This is a genomic window from Nostoc sp. NMS2 (assembly GCF_017115105.1).
Classification (GTDB): Bacteria; Cyanobacteriota; Cyanobacteriia; order Cyanobacteriales; family Nostocaceae; genus Nostoc.
This window is the reverse complement of sequence record NZ_JABXKH010000170.1, coordinates 1-20,827: the sequence shown is the minus strand read 5'-3', so window position 1 is coordinate 20,827 and position 20,827 is coordinate 1. Positions and strand designations below refer to the sequence as shown.

Here is a 20,827-nt window from a genome sequence, read left to right as displayed (position 1 = left end):
TATGGGGGATAGGTTGGGGGATGAGGGCAAATCCTTATTCATTAGAGTTGAACTATAGGTTTCAAGATAGACGTGGTTTATTTGATTCGTTGTCCATCTGCAATTATTAATTACGCTTAATTGTTACAGAATTTTGCAGCCAGCCCCGTTGCCAAAAGAAGAATAGCAAAGCAAGTGCGATCGCAGCCATCACTGCCAAGCAAAGTGGATAGCCCCAATACCAATTCAACTCAGGCATATTATATGGCGATTTTTCGGTATTGAAATTCATACCATATATTCCGGCCACAAAAGTCAGTGGAATAAAAATTGTTGAAACTATTGTTAGTACTTTCATGATTTCATTCATTTTATTACTCACTGCCGAAAGGTACACATCCATTAATCCAGATGCTAGTTCTCGATAAGTTTCTACCATGTCCATCACTTGCACTGTATGGTCATAACAATCTCGCAAGTAGATTCGCACTTCTTCACTAATCAAATCACTGCCATCTCGAATCAAAGAATTAATTGCATCTCGCTGGGGCCAGATAGCACGACGCAGTTGCAGTAGTTCTCGCCTAATTTGATAAATATTTTGTAGTGTTTGTGGGGTTGGTTTAACTATTACCTCCTCTTCCAACTCTTCGATTCGCTCCCCATAAACCTCCAGTACCGGGAAAAAGCCATCAATAATTGCATCTAACACGGCGTAAGCTAAATAATCCGCTCCTTGTTTACGGATGATACCTTTGTTTTTTTCAATTCGCGATCGCACCGCTTCAAAACAATCATGTTCTGGTTCTTCTTGGACTGTCAGTAAATAACTTTTACCTAATATCAAACTTACTTGTTCGCTGTAAAAACCACACGATCTTTCCTTTGGTACTACCATCCGGGCAATAAATAGTAATTGGTCTTCATAATCCTCTGTTTTCGGACGCTCTGGTACATTGACTATATCTTCTAAAACGAGAGGATGTAATTCAAAAACGTGACCCAATCGTTGTAATATATCTTGACTGCCTAAACCTTGTACGTCTACCCAAGAAATTGATTCCATTTCCAAATATGGAACACACTCTTCGGGAGTTGCTATTTGTTCGCGGATGAAATTGGTTTGGTTATAGTCAATCAAGAAAATTATCGGTGGCGGAGAATCTTCATCAATAAAAATTGTTCCAGGTATAGTACCTGGTTGGTGATGGAACTCATCTTCATATCGCCTAGTTACTATTTTGGGAAGACGGCGCAGTTTTCGTACCATGCAATATTACCTACATTGGGAATTGGGAATTACTAAAAATAGCTGACAATTGATAAGAGAAATATTTTGAGTTATTTCATCTTTTGCTATTAATATTACAAAAGTTAATACAAAATCCGCGATTTTTAGATTAAGGAATTATTTAGGTTTGGTAATTTAGGAATCAGCATTTTTTTAGTGCTTAGTTGTACTTACGACTAATTACTGATAACCATGATGATTATTTTTATTTATGTCCAGCTACTTCCCAGCAATAGAGATAACATATCGGCTCTGAATCAGCAATGCTATAAAAAAACAGTTTGCCTTGGCAAGACAAACTGTTGAAAAAATATTTATCTGGGTAAGCAGAAGTTAGAACATGCCCATGCCGCCCATACCACCCATGCCACCCATACCGCCCATACCGCCCATGCCGCCCATACCGCCCATATCAGGGGCAGGAGCAGCAGATTTCTTCTCTGGCTTTTCAACAACGATCGCTTCGGTAGTTAAGACCAAACCAGCAATGGAACCAGCATTTTGCAAAGCTGAACGCACGACTTTGGCAGGATCGATAATACCAGCAGCAATCAAGTCTTCAAATTCGCCAGTAGCAGCGTTGTAGCCAATGTTGAAGTCGCTGTCTCGGACTTTAGAGACGATCACAGAACCTTCAGCACCAGCGTTGTCTGCTATTTGACGCAAGGGGGCTTCTAGCGCTCGTTCGACAATATCAGCCCCAATTCTTTCTTCGTCATTTTGCAAGGTCTTTTTAATCGCTTCTACCGCCTTAGCTAAGTGAATTAAGGTTGTTCCACCACCAGGAACAATACCTTCTTCCACGGCAGCTTTAGTCGCGTTCAGCGCGTCTTCAATCCGCAGTTTACGGTCTTTGAGTTCGGTTTCGGTTGCCGCACCCACTTTAATCACTGCCACCCCGCCAGCAAGCTTGGCGATGCGTTCTTGCAGTTTTTCTTGATCGTATTCAGAATCGGTTTCTTCCAACTGTCGGCGAATTTGACCAATCCGCTTTTGTACTTCTGGCTTAGTAGTACTGCCAGCTACAATAGTGGTGCTTTCTTTGTCAATGGTGATTTTACGAGCAGTTCCCAGCGCTTCTAGAGCAGCAGTATCCAAACTTAAGCCGATTTCTTCAGAAATCAACTGTCCATCGGTGAGAATAGCAATATCTTCTAACAAAGCTTTGCGGCGATCGCCAAATCCAGGTGCTTTAATGGCAGCCACTGCCAGTACACCCCGGGCTTTGTTCACTACCAAAGTTGCCAAAGCATCACCTTCAACATCTTCAGCGATAATCAGCAAGGGCTGACCAGAACGAGCGACTTTTTCCAAAATTGGTACTAAATCTTGGATGCTGCCGATTTTTTTATCTGTCACCAAGATCCGGGCGTTTTCAAATTCCACGATTTGCCGCTCGTTGTTGGTGACAAAGTAGGGTGAAATGTAACCCCTGTCAATCTGCATCCCTTCAACTACCTCTAGTTCGGTGGTTAGGGATTTAGATTCTTCAACGGTAATGACACCATCTTTAGTGACTTTTTCCATTGCTTGAGCTAACATTTGACCAACTTCTTCATCATTACCAGCAGAGACAGTGGCAACTTGAGCGATCGCACTTCCTTCTACCGGCTTGGCTATTTTGGCAATTTCTAGTACCAGTGCCTCAATAGTTTTGTCGATCCCGCGTCTCAGGCTAACTGGGTTACTACCCGCCGCCACGTTCTTCAAACCTTCCCGAATCAAGGCTTGTGCCAAAACTGTGGCGGTGGTTGTACCATCCCCAGCAACATCTTTAGTTTTTGAGGCCACTTCCTGGATGAGTCTTGCACCAGTATTTTCCAAAGGATCTTCTAATTCAATTTCCTTGGCAACAGTGATACCATCGTTGACAATTTGAGGTGCGCCAAATTTTTTCTCTAAAAGGACATTACGACCTTTGGGCCCCAGGGTGATTTTTACGGCATCAGCAAGGGCGTTAACACCCCTTTCTAGAGCTCGCCGCGATTCCTCGTCAAATGCAATAATTTTCGCCATGTTTTATTTCTCCAGCGCTTCCATTAGACAATTTAGCACTCACAGAGCAAGAGTGCTAATCTCTCAATCGGCTCAAGTTACAAATGGAAATAAAAAAATTGATTAATATACAGGTGATGTTCTTTATAGATACTGGCAGTAATGCTTGAATTGGGAGATGAATCTAGACAACTCCCTTAAGTCCCTTGGTATTGCCGACCCTAGCGGCACCGGCTGGTTGGCAGTAGTATTTACGTTCCTTTTGGCTTGGCTTGTAACGTGGCGTTCAATTCCGACAGTCCGCAAATTCGCCTTACGGGTAGGTTGGGCTGACCAACCCAACGCTCGGCGACTCAATCGAGAACCTTTACCCAATGCAGGGGGGCTGGCTATCTACGCGGGTGTCATTGCCGCGCTGGTATTAGCTAGCCTTTTACGACCGATCGAACTCCAAAACGTATTGGCTCAAGTGCTAACTATTCTGTTAGGAGGTTCGATATTAGTCCTGGTGGGCTTTATCGACGATCAGTTTGGCTTACCGCCCTCTGTTCGATTGTGGGCGCAAATTGTCACGGCACTGTTGCTGGTAGCTAATGGCATCAGTGTCAAAGTTATGTTTGGCACTCCCATCGACTCGTTTCTGTCTTTGTTGCTGACGGTACTGTGGGTAGTAGGGATTACCAACGCCATCAACTTGATGGATGGTATGGATGGTTTGGCAGGAGGAATCAGCTTTATTACCGCCATGAGTTTGTTGGGGGTTGCAGCCCAATTTAATAATCGTGCGGCGGCAATCTTGGTACTCGCAGCCTTGGGAGGTGCTGCGCTAGGCTTTTTGCGTCATAACTTCCATCCCTCACGAATTATTATGGGTGATGCTGGAGCATACTTTTTTGGCTATGTGCTGGCAGCAACTAGTATTTTAGGCAAACTGCAACAAAACACAGTTTATGCCCTAATTCCCACAGTTTTATTTCTATTGTTGCCAGTGGTAGACACCACCCAAGTATTTGTAAGGCGGCTACTAGCAGGAAATAACCCTCTTAGTACTCCTGGCAAAGATCATCTGCACCACCGCTTACTTGCTTGGGGACTTTCCCAGCGTCATGCTGCGTTCACGCTTTGGTCAATTACCTTATTTTTCAACTTGCTGGCAATGAGAATACAAGGTATGAGTTTGGCTGTGATGATGACTACCGCCAGTAGTATTGTCATTCTTTTGGGCTTTACTGTCTGGCAAAGAATACGCCAACAGCCTTAGTTGCTTGTAGGGTCGGCATTGTAATGCTTGCCCTACTCGTACCGCTTCGCGTAATTCGTAATTCGTAATTCGTAATTCGTAATTACCGTTGCGTAACGGTTTTAGACATTTTAAATGGTCTGTTTATTTCCGCCGTACTGTACTAGTCTGTCAATTCAACTTTGACGAGTAGATAAATTCTTCAATTTCTCTTCTTTCCTTCTTCCTTCGTGTACTTTGCGTCTTCGTGGTTCGTTCCCTTTACCCTTCAAACTTTGCTTGACAGACTACTACTCTGGTTTTTCTCAATTCACCAAAAATTCAAGCTTGAGAACGTTACGAATTACGAATTACGAATTACGAATTACGAATTAAGATGCAATGCCTAAAAATCTACACCTCGTTTAAGTTCTACACCTTGATTTGCATAGTGTTTGTGGCAATAAACCTCTGAATGAACGCTAGCCAAGTCAAAGTACGCTGGTTGATTTTGACAGCGGCCAGTGATGATGATTTCGGTGTCGCGGGGTTTGCGGAGTAAAGCTTGAACAATGGGTTCAACGGGGAGTAGTTCTAAGTCAACGGTGGGATTTAGTTCATCGAGAATAATAGTTTTATACATTCCAGAGGCGATCGCAACTTTTGCGATTTCCCAACCCCGTTCGGCTTCTACATAGTCTAATTCTTGCCGGGAATTGCGCCAGACAATCGCATCTCCACCACAACGCTGATGATCCACCACTTCTGGATATGACTGCTGCAAGGCGGCGATCGCTGCATCTTCTGTGTAGCCGCTACCACCTTTAAGCCACTGCATAATTAACACACGGGTAGATCCTGGATGATTTATTCCCCTACCAATGGCCTGTAAGGCTTTGCCCAAAGCACTAGTAGACTTGCCTTTACCAGCACCAGTATAAATTTCAATCCCTTCAAGGAAGAGGGCTTTGGCTGTGGGATGGTGATGAGGTTTCATTTCTGAGTGCAAATCTGCAATATCGAGCAATTTTTGCGGTGCGGCGCGTCCGGTAGCAATAATTTCTAACTCTTGGGGTTTGGATTTTAATGTCTTTACCACTTCATCTACTGGTAGCAAACCCAAATCCAGAACGGGGTTAATTTCATCCAAGACGACAACTGAATATAAACCGCTAGCGATCGCACCTTTGGCGACATCCCAACCCCGCATCGCCTCATTTCGGTCAAAGGTGGTAATTTCTTCTGGGCCAAAAAATTCGGCTCTTCCAGTGCGAACCTGGTCTATTAAATGGGGAAACCCGCGCTGTAAAGCTGCGATCGCTCCATCTTCGTCATAATCACGTTCCGGCCCTTTTAAAAAGCGCAGCAGTAAAACACGGTTAGAATCGCTTGGCGTATTTATCCCCAAGCCAATAGAGCGCAAAACCACCCCCAAAGCCGCCTGAGACTTACCTTTACCCACGCCATCGTAGACGTGAATTTGACCAATGAGCCGTTCTTGACGCACTTGCGCCGTGCGAATACCGATACCGTTCCTTGTCATCTCTCGAAAAGCTATAAGTGGCAGTCTTTAATCTTACCTAACGTCTTGTAATCTTAGGTAGAGAAACTAACCCTCTAGCGTCTCCGTACAAGGTTCAGCTTGATGTATTAACAATATCAATCAGAGAATACTGGCACACCAGCATAGTAAAGGACAAGAACAATGTAATAATTTCCCCCATCACCCTCACTATCCCAGTTATACTCTCTACAGTTAAACCTTATCCTTGACTATGTTATGCCTGAAAATTGGATGCTTCCGAGGATTTTTCCCATTGGTGGAATTCTGTTTGATTTTTTATTTGTACTGATTGCTATCCCCATCGAAGCTTATGTTTTGAACTATCGACTCAAATTTGACAAAAAAACTAGTACTTTTTATGCTATTTCTATCAATTTATTTTCTAGTGTAATTGGTTGGTTCATATTTTTTGTATCAGAACCAATATTGCCGATCCAGGTGAGAACAGAATTAATTAACTATATGTTTTTTAATAATTTTAAATCACCTAACACACAAGCTTTAATAATATTAACTGCCTTTATAATTTTCTTTGCTACTTTTTTGATGAAGTTTTTCATTTTAAAGGGATTGCTAGTATCATTAAATGAGCAATTTGCTAAAAAAGAAGAGGAAGCTCCAACATCTCAACGGCGGCGATGGCGAACTTTGGGCAACTTGAAATTACAAAGTAATAATTTAGTAATTACTGTACTAATAGCAAATTCACTGAGTTATACTGCTATAACTATTATTTTATTATTTAGTTCAAAGTAGCAAGATTTTACTTCATAAAAAGGAAGACGAGTGATTAGCGCTCTTTTATGACTCTCGTCGGATAAAAATCATCCACTCTTATTTTTAAGGACTTTGATGAATTTAGGTGTAGGTTGGGTTGAGGAACGAAACCCAACACCAAAAATCCCTGGTTTTGTTGGGTTTCACTAAAGTTCAAACGCCACTTGCTTCAAGCCGGGAAACCCGGACAACGCAGTGGCTCCCCAACCTACGAATATTTTATTTTTTCGGAGTAATAAAAGAGGGTTAGTTAATTAGGTGGAACGAGGAACATGAATACGCTACTGAAAGATGTATTTGGAGTTTTTAAATTTGCAGAAGGGCTTTATGCAGGAATTAAAAAAGTATTAGTTCCGCCCAAAGCTTATTCTTGGCAGACATTTATTTATTTGAGTGTTTTTTCTTGGGCACTTTCATATCTAGCTACAGGCTATATCAAAGATATTATTGCCTTCTTCGGTTGGTTATTTTTAATTGCCGGCACAGCTTGGTATACAACTCAAGATCCTTTGAGAGTTCCTGGTACTTTTATGCCAGTTGGAGCAGTAATCACTGGATTTTTAGTGAGTGTTTTTGCTTTTGGAAATCAACACGATGTAATTACACCAAGAACAATCGTTTTTTGGCCGACAATTTCAGCACTAATTACGGCAATACCAGAGTTTATTGAAGGAACTGACACCGACGCTAAAGCTAGAATTCCTAAGCCACAAGACCGCCAAAGAATCATAATTTTAGTTGCTAGTAGTATGCTACTAAGTTGCTGGATTCAGTTTTACTTTGTAATGGATCATTGGTTTCAACAATATCCTAGTTTGCAGGCAGATACTTTTAAACGTAGTACCTTTGTTGTCAGAACAGAAGAACGAGTAAAAATCCCGCAAAACGGTGTTTTAATTTTAGAAAAACTTCAACCAATAGTAGTAGAAGAAATAAACAAAACACCTTGGTCGGAAGTAGAGAAATGGTTGCTTGATGCAAAACAGCGAGTAGGAACTCTAGGTAGGGCAGTAATTCAAAAAAGCCTGGGGAAATATGAAGAAAAGGATTTATGGCGTATTGAACCGCGTGTAGCTAATACTAAGTCTGGATATATATTAGATTTATTAAGTATTTGGATAGGGCCAAGTTCTAACCCACGGGGTTATTACTTGAAAAAATCTTGTCGAATTGAACCAGTTGCAGCAACGAACAATTCAGATAATAAAATTACAGTTGCAGAAATTGAATGCGATCGCGCCAGTAAATTAATTGCCGGATCGCCGCCTCCGCAGCAGTGAGATGAGGCAGGGGAGCAGGGGAGGCAGGGGGAGAATAACTAATGACAAATGACCAATGACAAATGACAAATAACAAATGACTATTAACAGAATTTTTGTATTGGCAAAGAATGTGTTTCAGGAGGTGGTACGCGATCGCATCCTATATATTATTGGTTTTTATGCGGTTATACTTGCCACTGCCTTCCGCGTCCTTCCTGAATTTGCAGCTACGACTGAAGACAAAATATTTTTAGACTTCGGGATGGCGGCGATGAATGCCATCGGGTTAATTGTGACCATATTTGTTGGTACGGGACTGGTTAATAAAGAAATTGAAAAACGCACTATTTTGGTGTTAATTGCGAAACCTGTCAGTCGCAGCGAAATTATCATCGGCAAATACTTAGGTTTATCCGCAGTACTAGCTGTACTTATCGCTACGATGACAGCAATTTATCTAGTATTTCTGCAATTTGGTAATATTCATCATCCAACGGTGAGTATTTTAATTGCTGCAATTTTCTTATTTTTGCAGCTATCATTAATCACCGCTATGGCTATCACCTTCGGTGTTTTTACTGCGTCTCTCCTAGCGACTGTTTTAACCTTTGCGGTGTATTTAATCGGAAATGTTACTCAAGATTTAGTGCAACTAGGTCGTCTGAGCCGTAACCCTGGTATGGAAGGTCTAACTCAAGGTTTGTTTCTCATTTTGCCAGATTTATCTAGATTAGATTTGAAAAATGATGCCGTTTATGGTCTGCAAGCACTACCTGACACAACTGTACTGATTACAAATGCCGGTTATGGCTTACTTTATAGTGCCCTGTTATTAGCGATCGCTATTTTCATTTTCTCACAACGTGAATTTTAGTAATTGGGAATGGGGAATTGGAGCAAACAGAAAGTTCTTCTCCCCTAACAAATGACAAATGACAAATGACAAATGACTAATAAATAACTATCTGAGGTTGCTTAATTGTGCCATCAGGCATGATAGTATCGCGGAATCTCGCATAAATTAGGTTTGTCTCCCAAAGGTTTGCTTGACTCAAGTTTGCTTTGGTTAAATTTGCCCATGTCAGGTCTGCACCAGTTAAGTTAGCCTCAGTTAAATTAGCTTCTAGTAATTTTGCTCCACATAACTTTGCTCCTGTGAGATTTGCTCTAATTAAGTTAGCTTCAATCAGTGATGCTTCAATTAAATTGGCTTCACTTAGGTCTGCTTCTCTTAAATCCACATCACATAAAGAAGCACCCCAAAGATTACTACCTGTGAATTTCGCCCGCCATAAGAAAGTTCCACACAAATTTGCTCGTGTTAAATCAGCATTCATCAAATTAGCTTCACACAAAGATGCTTCATACAAATTAGCTTCGCGTAAGCTAGCTTGCATCAAATTTGCACCACTTAAATTAGCACGAGTGAGAACACAGCCACACAAATTTGCGCCACTCAAATCTGCTCCTATAAAGTTAACACCAGTTAAGTTAGTTCCTTTTAGGTCAATTCCACTCAAGTCACATCCACTGAAATCTCGGCGCTGAAAATATTTATTTGTGATTTGACTTAATATAAATTCCTGCTTATCAGCATAATTTTTCATGGTATTCACCTCTGGGTGTAATTTATCTCAAAGGTCGAGTGTGATAGTTACCGTATATTGAGAGTACACCCCAAAGGCAGATTAGCTCAGTAAATAATCAAAAATAAATTGACCAAAAATCGCCAATCACCTGAAAATGCGTTTTTTCAGTGGTTTTTAAAACAAAAAATGCTGACATAAGTCAGGAAACATTGAAAAAGAGGCAGGGGCAGGGGAGCAGGGGGAGCAGGGGAAAAATACTAACTTCTGACTCCTAACTCAGCACTCAGCACTCAGCATAGCTACAGAAAGAAAGCTCACCCATATTGGTGTACTAAGGTTGATAGCGAAGGCTAAAGTAAAAGCCATCATCCTGAGCGTTATTACCACGATCGCTCAGATCGATAAATGGAAGTCCATAATCGAGTCGCAAAAATAGATTATCAATTCCCATTGCCTGATTCCATAAGAATCCTAAGCCTGCACCCACCAAAAAAGTTTGATCGGGTAGCTGATTAGGATTATTAGACTGATTCCAGACGGCTCCCATGTCCAGAAATGGCGCGAGTTGAATTGTGGATAATCCAGATTCATTGCGCTGGACTGTGAACCGATCTTCGATCGCTACCCGAAATCCATTATCCCCTGAGCGGATATTTTGCCGATATCCCCTTACAGATTGTCCACCACCGATGACGAATTGCTGAGAGGGTAAAAGGCTATCTGGTGTTAGCTGTAAGTCTGCTTGGATAAGCAACAGATGATCGGCACTGAGTTGCTGCACGCGCTGTATTTGACCCAACCAACTGAAAAAGCGACCATCGGGTATGGGGTCATTGTTGACAGTTGCATCTAATACGTCAATGCCAAAATTAAATTGCGATCGCAAAAACCAAGCTCCTTGAGGTTCGCGTTTAATATAATCTTGACCAAATTTAATTACACTGGTGCGGCTAACGCCATTGGCATCAGGGCCAATACCAAAGGGGGTTGCCAGGTTATCGAAGAGGAAGGTTTGCCCATCTTGATAGGTAAATCCCAAGGATAGGGCAAATTCAACTCTAGGCGATCGCACCAAGGGTTGACGATAATTAATTTCATAAAGATCCTGGTTTGCCCGAATCCCAAACGCATTAAATGGTGGCTCAGTGATTTCGTTGCGATTAAATGCGGCTCTAATCTGCACTTTGCCATTCATGGCGTTAACAGGAACTTGATAGCTAAAATCAAAGGCATCGGAACCACCAGAAAAGGTGTGGTAATATGAGCCTGCTAACTCATCTCCCATCCCAGTCAAATTGCGATCGCGCAGTTCAACACCCAATCTTTCCGCACCAATACTCGGAGGCGAATAATTATCTACACCCAAGCTACCAATTAAAGATTTTGCCTCTTCAACTCTGACAATTAGAATACTTTGACCAACCTTACCCGTTGGACGCAGACGCGCTTCCACATTTGTAAATAGGGGATCGAGTCGCAACAGTTTCAATTGTTCTTCGAGCTTACCAGTATTCAGAGGGGTACTAGCACCTAATTGGATGCGACTACGAATATAAGATGGGTTTAATCGCCGCGTCCCTTCGATGTCAATCTCTGTCAAACGCCCTTCAATCACCCGAATTACCACAACACCATTGGCGGTACTAGGTTGCTGAATGTCTGGAACTGCTCTGGAATTTATATAGCCTTTATTTAAGTAAAGCTGGGTAACAGCATCTGCGGCTTGTCTGATTTCTTCTAAAGTCAAGTCCCGTTCTTCAAAGGGTTTGACAACTCGATTAAAGTCATTTTCATTAAAAACTGTGCTATCTACAACCTGGATTTTACGAACCCGAATTCGTTGTGGTGTTTCTGGTTGTGGTGGCAATGATTGGGGGTTCGGTTCTGTTTCTTGTACTATTTGTAACTTTGGCTGACTGCTATTTGCAGCCGAATCCGGTGTAAAGTTATTTGCTGTAGCTCTAAGTCCATTTGCAGTAATAATCCAGACCGCAGGCAGAATTAGCAAGCCACACTGAAAACTGAAACTGTGCTTATTCCATCTAGTAGTCGCTAGACTTTGCCAAGTGTTTAACTGATGAGAGAAACAGACAATGCTTTTCTGAGTAGTTGTTTTCGGCTTAATGCCAGTTTCTGTTTCTTTTCTCATTTCTCCTCAGTGGGTGCCTTATTTAACGACTGGGCTGATTTTGATTTTTGAGTGTGCTATGGCTGTTTTAGGAGGCAAGAGGCAGGGGGCAGGGAGTAGGGGGAGATGAGGGGGATAAGGAAGAATTATTAAACAAGTTTCTTCTTTGTCTCCCCCCTCTCCCTTGTCTTCCTTCTCTCTTTCCAATTCCCAATGCCCAATGCCCCTTTCCTTCTAACTTCTCTTATGAGTATTTCAATATCATATTTTTGATATTCAGATTTCAAAAGATTTGTAACTAAAACTATAAATAATAACAATTTTTTCTCAGTGATACCCCCTAGCATTATATTGTGGTGACAGGTAGAAAACTTGGGAATACTTCGATGCCACCACTGATTTCCATAGTCATCGTCAATTACAACCGGGAGTCTTACCTTGGAGTAGCGATCGCCAGCGTATTAGCGCAGACATGGCAAGACTTTGAACTCCTAATTTGGGATGATGGCTCCACAGATGGATCGGTGGCGATCGCAAACGCTTATGCTCAACAAGATGGGCGAGTGCGGGTACTTCAAGCAGACCATCAAGGACTTGCTGCGGCTTGTAAGGCAGCGATCGCCCAAACTAGTGGCACTTACATCGGTATAGTAGACAGTGATGATATCCTAGCCCCTACCACCCTTGCCCAAACCGCTACAGTACTGAATCGCCATCCAGAAACGGGATTTGTTTACACCGACTACTTAAATATTGATGAAAAGGGTATTGTCATAGGTTACGGTCATCGCTGTAGTATTGCTTACTCCCAAGAAAATCTTTTGGTGAACTTCATGACGTTTCACTTCCGCCTGATGCGGCGGTCGGTTTACGACCGAGTGGGAGGTTTTAACGAATCCTTCTCTGGTAGTGCCTATGATTATGACCTATGTTTGCGACTTTCAGAAGTAACCCAGGTGCGCCGAGTCCAAGAGCCACTCTACCTCTATCGGCTTCACTCTCAAAGCATGTCTGTCACCAGAAGAACAGAACAAATACTCTGGTCACAGAAGGCGATCGCTCAAGCACTTTGGCGGCGTGGATTAGCAGAAAAGTTACAAATCGATGTAGAATTGCCCGCAGGTCGCTTCATATTGCGGCGGAAAAAACCTCTACTACACAAAATCGCCGCTTCAGTGCTAGCTATTTTGCCTTTAGTGACAGTCGCGGGATTAGCCCAAGCACAACAAATTGTCCCTGCTGCCGATGGAACAAACACAATTGTTACACCCAACGGTAATCGACTGGATATCACTGGCGGTACAACTTCTCTTGATGGTGCTAACCTCTTCCACAGCTTTCAACAATTTGGAATTTCACCAGAACAAATCGCCAACTTTCAAGCTAGTCCGGCGCTGCAAAATATCCTTGGTCGAATTACAGGCGGGAATGCCTCAGTTATCAATGGCTTAATTCAGGTAACAGGTGGCAATGCAAACCTCTTCTTGATGAATCCAGCCGGATTTATTTTTGGATCGAACGCCAGCTTAAATGTGCCTGGTGCTTTCACGGTGACAACAGCCAATGGCATTGGTTTTGACAGCAGTTGGTTCAATGCTATTGGTGTTAATGACTACGCTGCTTTAGTTGGAAACCCCAACGGATTTGCCTTTAGTATGAATCAAGCAGGAGCGATCGCAAATGCTGGAAATTTGGCAGTAGGTGCTGGGCAAAATTTGACCTTATTGGGTGGTACTGTGGTCAACACCGGGCAAATCTCAGCACCGGGAGGACAGATTACTGTCACATCCGTACCAGGACAAAATTGGGTACGTCTCAGTCAGCCAGGAAATCTGTTAAGTCTGGAAATTCAGCCCCTTGCCTCTAGTAGCAATCAACCCAATAACTGGACAATTCCCATCGCCTCAATACCTGAATTGCTCACTGTTGGTAACACTGGCTTAACTGCAAATCCTGATGGGACTGTAAAATTGACAGGCTCCAATGTGACAATTCCCACAACACCAGGGACAACGATTGTTTCGGGCATTGTGGATGTATCGAGTCAAACAGGCGGTACGGTAACTGCTTTGGGTAAAAAAGTTGCGGTGGTTGATGCCAATATTAACGCCTCTGGAAGCAATGGTGGCGGTACTGTGTTAATTGGTGGCGATTACCAAGGTAAGGGGACTTTACCCAACGCAGAGCAGACCTATGTTGACTCAAACTCCGTCATTAATGCCGATAGCAAATTGAATGGAAACGGTGGACGGGTGATTGTTTGGGGTGATAAGACAACGGGATTTTTTGGCAATATTACCGCTCGTGGCGGTCTTAACTCCGGCAATGGTGGTTTTGTGGAAGTGTCGGGTAAGGAGAACCTGATTTACCGTGGGAACACTGACTTAAGTGCAAATAATGGTATTGTTGGCAACTTGTTACTAGACCCAACTGATATAAATATTGTAGCGATCGCTTCACAACCCCAGGATGCCTCTTTGCCCGTAATCCTACAAGGCACTCCCCCAGCAACCTTCACGATTTCCCAAAACGCCCTACAAAGTCAAGATGCTGCTGTCACTCTACAAGCAACTAACAACATTACAATTGACAATGGCGTATCTTTAAACTTTGTAAATAATACAGTTGGCGGAGCAATTACATTTACCGCAGATGCAGATAATAGCGGTGTAGGCGCTTTTACGATGGGTACAGGCGACACCATCAGCACTAACGGCAGAGAAATCACCATTTCAGGAGCCAGCTTATCACTGGGAAATTTAGACACAACTCGTAATTTTGCTAAAAGTGGAAATGTAACCCTAACTGCGACAAGTGGCAACATTAGTGCAGGCAACATTATTGCCAGTGGACAAGGCTATTCAGCAGGTAATGTTCAAGTCGTAAGCAACAATGGTGGAATTACCCTCAATCAGATTAACACCAGCGATAGTGGTGGCGGTGGTGGTGGCATCACGGGAACAGTGACTTTGACTGCGGCAGGCAATATCCTCACAAATACAATTAATTCCTTTTCCAATGATGCCGATAGCTCAGGTAGGGGTGGTGATATAGTCGCAACAACTACAGCAGGTAGTATTACCACTGGAGCGATTAACTCGTCTGTAGTCAAGTTTGCAGGTGGCGATTTTACTGGCACGGCTGGCGCAGTCACCTTAACTGCCACAGAGAATATCACCGTTAATGATGGCATTGATGCCTCAGCAACTGCCACCGGAGTGGATGGTACTGCAAGTGCTACAGGTGGCAACGTTACTTTACGAACTACCAATCCCTTTGGCAGCACAATTCGCTTTAACAGCATCAACACCCAAGCCACAACAGATTTTGGTAATGCCAACACTGTTCAAGGTGGCAATGTGCAAGTGCTGACAAACGGACTAGTTCAAGGAATAGGGGTAGGTACTACCATCGCCACCGGCGGAATTTTCGATTCTGGAGAAGGCGGAACCACTAGCATCGCAGGAGGTACTATCACAATTCGACATGATGGTGGGCCAGACAATGTAGATTTTATCGTCGGTAATGCAAGTGTCAATGGTACAGCCGGAACACTTGATACGGGGGGAGCAAACATTTCTTTGGGTAACAACTTTCCAGTCTTGCCTAATGACGGCAGAGCCGGTGGTACGACAATCCCAGACACCAGTATCAACATCAATTCTGTCAATACTCCACCTACAATAAAAACAAACACGCTCCTGTCATCCAGTGCCCAACCCAATCAACCCTTTTCTTTCACTTTTACTGCCAGCACTAACGATGTGAATCTCGATAATACCATCGTTGTCATTGATGCCATCCAATCAGGAACTCTGAGACGAGGCAATACCGCTTTAAACGCGGGAGACACCTTAACTATAGGTGAGACACTAAATTATACATCACCAACTGATACCACAGGGCTAATCAATGCTTTCACAGTCAAAGCTAGCGATATCAAGAATGGAGGCCCTAACGTTCTTTCATCCTCAACACCTGTACAAGTAGCAATCAACATTAGACCAAACGATACGCCACCAATCGACAGGCCACCAATTGACAGGCCACCAATCGACAGGCCAGATCCTCCCCCCTGCACATTCCAGTGCAATCCACCAAGTAAACCGATTGACCCCGGCCCCAATAATCCTAAAATTAATGACCCCGTTCTGAATACCGATCCCACACCCGAAGATAAATTCACAGATGATTTTGCCGACCATTTAGGCATCCCGACTCCTAAAATCAAAACACTAGATGATGCTAAAGAAATTGCTCGCAAAATTGAAGAAGCGACTGGTGTTAAACCTGCATTTATTTACATCAGTTTTGTTCCTGTGGAGATAATACCAGAGAGAAATTTAGGCAAAGCTCAAAAACTTACTAAACAATTAAATACTCAAGCAGAACAGGATAGCGACCAACTAGAAATAGTCTTAGTAACAGGAAAAGGCGACCCCATCCGCAAGCGCATCCCAGAAACGACCAAAGCCAAAGTTCTCCAAGTAGCTCAGGAATTTCGTGACCAAATAGTTAGTCCACAAAACCGTCGCCGCACCGGTTATTTGCGTCCATCTCAACAACTTTATCGCTGGATTATTGCACCACTAGAGGCAGATTTGCAGGCAAGAGAAATCAATAATTTGGTCTTTTTACCAGACATCGGGTTACGTTCAACCCCAATGGCAGCACTTCATGATGGCAAGGGGTTTCTAATAGAAAAATATAGCATTGGCTTGATGCCCAGTCTCAGCTTGACTAACACCCTTTATAAAGACATTAAAAAATCTCAAGTCTTAGCACTGGGGGTTTCTCAGAGTACACAAGGACAAGAGCCTTTACCAGCAGTTCCTCTGGAGTTATCAACACTGGTGTCTAAACTTTGGCAGGGCAAATTATTGTTAGACAAGCAAGCCACCTTAGAAAATCTCAAAACTATCCGCCGTCAACAACCTTTTGGGATTATTCACATGGCAACCCATGCCGATTTTGCTACCGGTGCTTTGAGTAATTCCTATATTCAACTGTGGGAAGACAAGTTACGCTTAAACCAATTACGACAGTTGCGCTTGAATGAACCCGAAGTTGAAATGCTGGTGCTGAGTGCTTGTAGAACGGCATTAGGGGATGAAGAGTCGGAGCTTGGATTTGCAGGTTTAGCAGTGCTGGCGGGCGTGAAAACTAGTGTTGCTAGTCTTTGGTCGGTTAATGATGCTGGTACAGCAGCCTTGATGACGAAATTTTATCAAAACTTGAGGACATCTTCAATTAAAGCAGAAGCCCTCAGACAGGCTCAGGTAGCTATGGCCAAAGGGCAGATTTATGTTAAAAATGGTCAATTAGAAGGTTTGGGAGTAGTGGGGAACTTATCTTTACCTACTAACAGTGCTGATGAAGGGGAGCAATTACTTACCCATCCTTATTATTGGTCTGGATTCACAATGGTTGGCAATCCTTGGTAAAGTTGCAATCAGGGATGAGCCATTTTAACCCACCCACAATCCAGAGCAAAAATTGCGATCGCTTACCCAAATTACAAACGCAGACATAAACCGACCATACTGAAAGCTTAATACCTTTATGAATACGAATGCGAGGTACTGAAAATAGTACCTCGCAATCTATCTGTACTCTTTAGTTATGCAAGAGTGTCAATCACGATTAAGCAACGACAAAATTGTTGTTGCTTAGTGACAATCCAGCAGATAATTGGGCAAATTTTACCTGAGTAAAGGCAGATGCACTGCCATCTTGGTCAAAGAACAGTCCACCTGTAGAAAAGTCATAGATAAATCGTTGATTGCTTGTCGTTGCAGATGTTCCGACGATAAACTGATTCGCTGAGAGTGAACCTATTGATAACCCGCCACCAAAATCAGCAGCCGATACCTGAATCAGGTCATTAGTTACGTTGAAGTCATAAAGACGATCAACACCTTGATTGAAGCTATTGAAAGCAAAGGTATCAATACCATCATTTCCATAGAGGCTATCATTACCAAAACCACCTGTCAGGATATCATTTCCATTGCCACCTTTGAGGGTGTCATTTCCATTGCCACCACTAAGGGTATTATTGCCTAATGCCCCAAATGCAGAGATGTAATCATTATCATCACCCCCCAAGAGTAGGTTATTGCCTGTTGAATAATCAACAATCAATTTATCAGCACCAGCGCCACCGTTGAGGGTGTTATTGCCTGATGCTCTGCGATAGACTCCTTCATCGGAATCGTCGTATTGGTAGCCAGAGGCTGAAAGATAATCATTGCCATCTCCACCAGAAAGCAGATTAGCGCCTGTTGAATAGTCAACATTCAAATTATCATCACCAGCACCACCGTCAAGGGTGTTATTTCCAGTAGTGTTATAAAAAGACCCTCCGAAGCCGCGGCCGTAGCTAGAACCGGAGAGAGTATCATTGCCATCGCCACCAGAGAGCAGATTAGCGCCGCGTGAATAGTTAACATTTAAGTAATCGCTACCAGCACCACCGTTAAGGGTGTTTTTCCCGGAAGTGTTATCAAACCTGTAGCCCTCAAATTCAGAGGCAAAGAGAGAGTCATTGCCATCGCCACCAGAGAGCAGATTATTGCCTGTTGAAATATTAGCACTCAAGTAATCGTTACCAGCGCCACCGTTGAGGGTGTTATTACCAGAGGCAAGATTGATAGAGAGATAATCGTTATCATCACCACCATCTAGGAAGTTCTTACCTGTTGAAAGTAAGGCACTCAAAGTATCGTTACCAACGCCACCCTTGAGCGTATTATTGCCAGACACTCTAGGGTCGTAGTAAGCACTAGAGGCAGAGAGATAATCATTGCCATTGGAACCATCCAGTAAGTTATCGCCTGCGGAACTGTCAGCAATTAAGGTATCGTTACCAGCGCCACCTTTGAGGGTGTTATTACCAGACACCACATTACCTTCAAAGTCACCTAATGCCGAAAGAATATCATTGCCATCGCCACCAGAGAGGAGATTATTGCCTAGTGAAGAGTCAACATTCAAGTTATCGTCACCAGTGCCACCGTTGAGGATATTGTTCCCCGCACCACCCCGCAGCAAGTCATTACCAGTACCACCATCAAGGGAGTCATTGCCAGTATCACCAATAAGGGTGTCGTTCCCCGCGCCACCAATGAGAGTATCATTTCCCGTACCACCCCGCAGCAAGTCGTTGCCACTCTTGCCGTCGATGCGGTCATTCCCGCCTTGACCATTGACGACATCATTTGAGTTATCTAAACCCGTAATGTTGTTGTTGAGGTTATTTAGGAAGGTAACGGTGTTCTTGTTGAACAGGCTAGTTTCAGTGGAGTTGGCATCAAGGACATCAAAACTATCGGTGATGCTAGTTTGCCCATCAAACAGGATATTGCCAATAGCTGGTCTGTTTCCAGACGCTTTCAGATTTTCCAAGTTTTCTAATTTAAAGTTTTTGAGGATGACTTTGTGATTAGCCTCTCCTTCAAAGGTGATTTCTAGATTGCTGCCATTCTGGGTAAGCAGCAGATTTTGGGCAGTGAAATTAGCACCTTGGAATTTGATGGTATCCACTTCGGCAATGACTGCTGCTGTTGGGTGGCTTCCTTTACCCACGCCACCGAAATCGATGATGGTGTCAGTATCCTCGTCGTAGTTATTGTAGTTGTAAACAAATTGATCCTTGCCGCCACCACCAGTCACGGTGTCGTTGCCCTGGTTAGGTGTAATGGTATCGTTGCCTGCAAGACCATTAATTGTATCCGATAATTCGCTGCCCACAAGAGTATCATTACCCTTGGTTCCAATGATATTTGTCATAACTTTTACCTAACTAAATCGATTTTTTCAGTAACGTTTAAGTTTTCAGCCCTGAGTTAATACTGTTTTAGAACACAAGAACTTACCGAAACTTGACACTTTCGGCATACTTCTATATCCCTCAAAAGGGACAGTAATTTTTCTCGAAAATCTCATCTGTTTACCAGTTCGCAAGTAGTGCCTATCTCAGTAGCAAAGCCTCACGCGCTGTATAATTTTAAGCAGTGGAAATTACCTGAAATAGGTCGTTTCAGGCTTTTATAAGCATCCTTGATTGAATATCTGACTTTTCACGGCATCTGGAAAACCTCTCTCTAAATCTCTCTCCTAAAAGGAGAGAGACTTTGAATTTTCCCCTCCCAGCATATACACGGTAGAATATATCGGGGAGGGGTAAAACCAAGGTTTTACCAGCTATTTCAGACTTGTGTATACATCGTAGCCAACGCTACTAGGGAAGGTACTGTTCTTGTTAGGTGTGTATTGCACCCAACTGAGAACCGCTATAGTAATTGATCAAAAAGCGTCGTCAAATTAAGCTTAAATGTCTGAAATTCACACTCCATACCTGAATTTTTTGTCAATGCGTAAGTCCTAGTGTCTTTAAAATAGGCAACAGATGATAAGGGAAGGAATTTTCCTAACCTCATTGTGAGCTATTGCTCTTGGGTGGCTAACTTAAAAATAGGAAACACTTAAATAACCTGATATTAACTAAATACTGAATATTTACTTAGATGTCTATACTTAAATGACTATCTTTGTATACTCTTTATATTATATGCCTCAAAATGTATTTACTAAGGGATTCCCTTGGTGTGTTCTTCACATTTTGTGAGTTTATAGCAGCCAAAGAGGTTTTTGAGGCGTACTGCTTTGGAGAAGCAAGCTACTACTACAGGAGAGGGCAGGGGGCAGGGGGCAGGGGGAAAAAGGGTTTTCCGATTATTGCACAGATGTGGTAATCATAATTAATTAACCGAACATGAGATTATATATGTGCAATAATTACGATCGCTCATCAAAATTACAAATGCACAGATCGACTAAAGGCGAAGTGTATAGAATAGCACCTCGCATTCTGAAAATTTATTATGTTCCTTGTCGCTTAGTGATGGAACCTTAATTAAGATTAAACAACCAAAAAATTGTTTGTGGTTAATGACAAGCCAGTAGATACAGCATCTACAGCTGTTATGAGGTACAGTAGCAGCAACTAGCAAACCAGTTTC

Annotated in this window: 11 protein-coding genes; 5 read left to right on the top strand and 6 right to left on the bottom strand. The window is 42.8% G+C overall.

Features of this window, described 5'->3' with window-relative positions; genetic code table 11:
- Positions 1-106: 106 nt before the first annotated feature.
- A complete protein-coding gene (gene corA / locus HWQ36_RS31690; RefSeq protein ID WP_292710272.1) occupies positions 107-1,249 on the bottom strand; it encodes a magnesium/cobalt transporter CorA in 1,143 nt (380 codons plus the stop codon).
- A gap of 354 nt (positions 1,250-1,603) precedes the next feature.
- Positions 1,604-3,286, bottom strand: coding sequence for a chaperonin GroEL (gene groL, locus HWQ36_RS31685; protein WP_292710269.1), 1,683 nt, complete (start codon positions 3,284-3,286; stop codon positions 1,604-1,606).
- 157 nt (positions 3,287-3,443) lie between these two features.
- Between groL and HWQ36_RS31680 the strand changes: the two genes are divergently transcribed.
- The gene (locus tag HWQ36_RS31680) at positions 3,444-4,526 is read left to right on the top strand and encodes an MraY family glycosyltransferase (RefSeq protein WP_292710266.1); all 1,083 of its coding nucleotides are present in this window, start codon (positions 3,444-3,446) and stop codon (positions 4,524-4,526) included.
- 364 nt (positions 4,527-4,890) lie between these two features.
- On the opposite strand, the gene HWQ36_RS31675 is transcribed toward HWQ36_RS31680, so the two are convergent.
- A complete protein-coding gene (locus HWQ36_RS31675) occupies positions 4,891-6,027 on the bottom strand; it encodes a cob(I)yrinic acid a,c-diamide adenosyltransferase (protein ID WP_163934608.1) in 1,137 nt (378 codons plus the stop codon).
- 237 nt (positions 6,028-6,264) lie between these two features.
- On the opposite strand from HWQ36_RS31675, the gene fraC reads away from it, so the two are divergent.
- The 3 genes from fraC (at position 6,265) to HWQ36_RS31660 (ending at position 8,961) form a co-directional block, all read left to right on the top strand.
- Positions 6,265-6,804 (top strand): filament integrity protein FraC, encoded by a 540-nt coding sequence (gene fraC, locus HWQ36_RS31670; protein WP_292710259.1) that lies wholly within the window; start codon positions 6,265-6,267, stop codon positions 6,802-6,804.
- A gap of 293 nt (positions 6,805-7,097) precedes the next feature.
- Positions 7,098-8,105, top strand: coding sequence for a septal junction protein FraD (gene fraD, locus HWQ36_RS31665; RefSeq protein ID WP_292710256.1), 1,008 nt, complete (start codon positions 7,098-7,100; stop codon positions 8,103-8,105).
- A 76-nt stretch (positions 8,106-8,181) separates the two neighbouring features.
- Entirely contained in the window at positions 8,182-8,961 is a 780-nt protein-coding gene (locus HWQ36_RS31660) for an ABC transporter permease (RefSeq protein ID WP_292710254.1), read from the top strand.
- 76 nt (positions 8,962-9,037) lie between these two features.
- Here HWQ36_RS31660 and HWQ36_RS31655 read toward each other — a convergent pair whose 3' ends face one another.
- The gene (locus HWQ36_RS31655; protein WP_292710251.1) at positions 9,038-9,694 is read right to left on the bottom strand and encodes a pentapeptide repeat-containing protein; all 657 of its coding nucleotides are present in this window, start codon (positions 9,692-9,694) and stop codon (positions 9,038-9,040) included.
- A 313-nt stretch (positions 9,695-10,007) separates the two neighbouring features.
- Entirely contained in the window at positions 10,008-11,825 is a 1,818-nt protein-coding gene (locus HWQ36_RS31650) for a ShlB/FhaC/HecB family hemolysin secretion/activation protein (protein ID WP_292710248.1), read from the bottom strand.
- Positions 11,826-12,190: 365 nt separating this feature from the next.
- On the opposite strand from HWQ36_RS31650, the gene HWQ36_RS31645 reads away from it, so the two are divergent.
- Positions 12,191-17,248 (top strand): CHAT domain-containing protein, encoded by a 5,058-nt coding sequence (locus tag HWQ36_RS31645; RefSeq protein ID WP_292710245.1) that lies wholly within the window; start codon positions 12,191-12,193, stop codon positions 17,246-17,248.
- A gap of 199 nt (positions 17,249-17,447) precedes the next feature.
- Here HWQ36_RS31645 and HWQ36_RS31640 read toward each other — a convergent pair whose 3' ends face one another.
- Positions 17,448-19,595, bottom strand: a complete 2,148-nt coding sequence (locus HWQ36_RS31640; protein ID WP_292710242.1) for a calcium-binding protein — start codon at positions 19,593-19,595, stop codon at positions 17,448-17,450.
- Positions 19,596-20,827: the final 1,232 nt, after the last annotated feature.

Excerpts from the sequence above, each read along its gene's own strand:
- corA (WP_292710272.1), bottom strand. The coding sequence starts at position 1,249 with ATGGTACGAAAACTGCGCCGTCTTCCCAAAATAGTAACTAGGCGATAT.
- groL (WP_292710269.1), bottom strand. The coding sequence starts at position 3,286 with ATGGCGAAAATTATTGCATTTGACGAGGAATCGCGGCGAGCTCTAGAA.
- HWQ36_RS31680 (WP_292710266.1), top strand. The coding sequence starts at position 3,444 with ATGAATCTAGACAACTCCCTTAAGTCCCTTGGTATTGCCGACCCTAGC.
- HWQ36_RS31675 (WP_163934608.1), bottom strand. The coding sequence starts at position 6,027 with ATGACAAGGAACGGTATCGGTATTCGCACGGCGCAAGTGCGTCAAGAA.
- fraC (WP_292710259.1), top strand. The coding sequence starts at position 6,265 with ATGCCTGAAAATTGGATGCTTCCGAGGATTTTTCCCATTGGTGGAATT.
- fraD (WP_292710256.1), top strand. The coding sequence starts at position 7,098 with ATGAATACGCTACTGAAAGATGTATTTGGAGTTTTTAAATTTGCAGAA.
- HWQ36_RS31660 (WP_292710254.1), top strand. The coding sequence starts at position 8,182 with ATGACTATTAACAGAATTTTTGTATTGGCAAAGAATGTGTTTCAGGAG.
- HWQ36_RS31655 (WP_292710251.1), bottom strand. The coding sequence starts at position 9,694 with ATGAAAAATTATGCTGATAAGCAGGAATTTATATTAAGTCAAATCACA.
- HWQ36_RS31650 (WP_292710248.1), bottom strand. The coding sequence starts at position 11,825 with ATGAGAAAAGAAACAGAAACTGGCATTAAGCCGAAAACAACTACTCAG.
- HWQ36_RS31645 (WP_292710245.1), top strand. The coding sequence starts at position 12,191 with ATGCCACCACTGATTTCCATAGTCATCGTCAATTACAACCGGGAGTCT.
- HWQ36_RS31640 (WP_292710242.1), bottom strand. The coding sequence starts at position 19,595 with ATGACAAATATCATTGGAACCAAGGGTAATGATACTCTTGTGGGCAGC.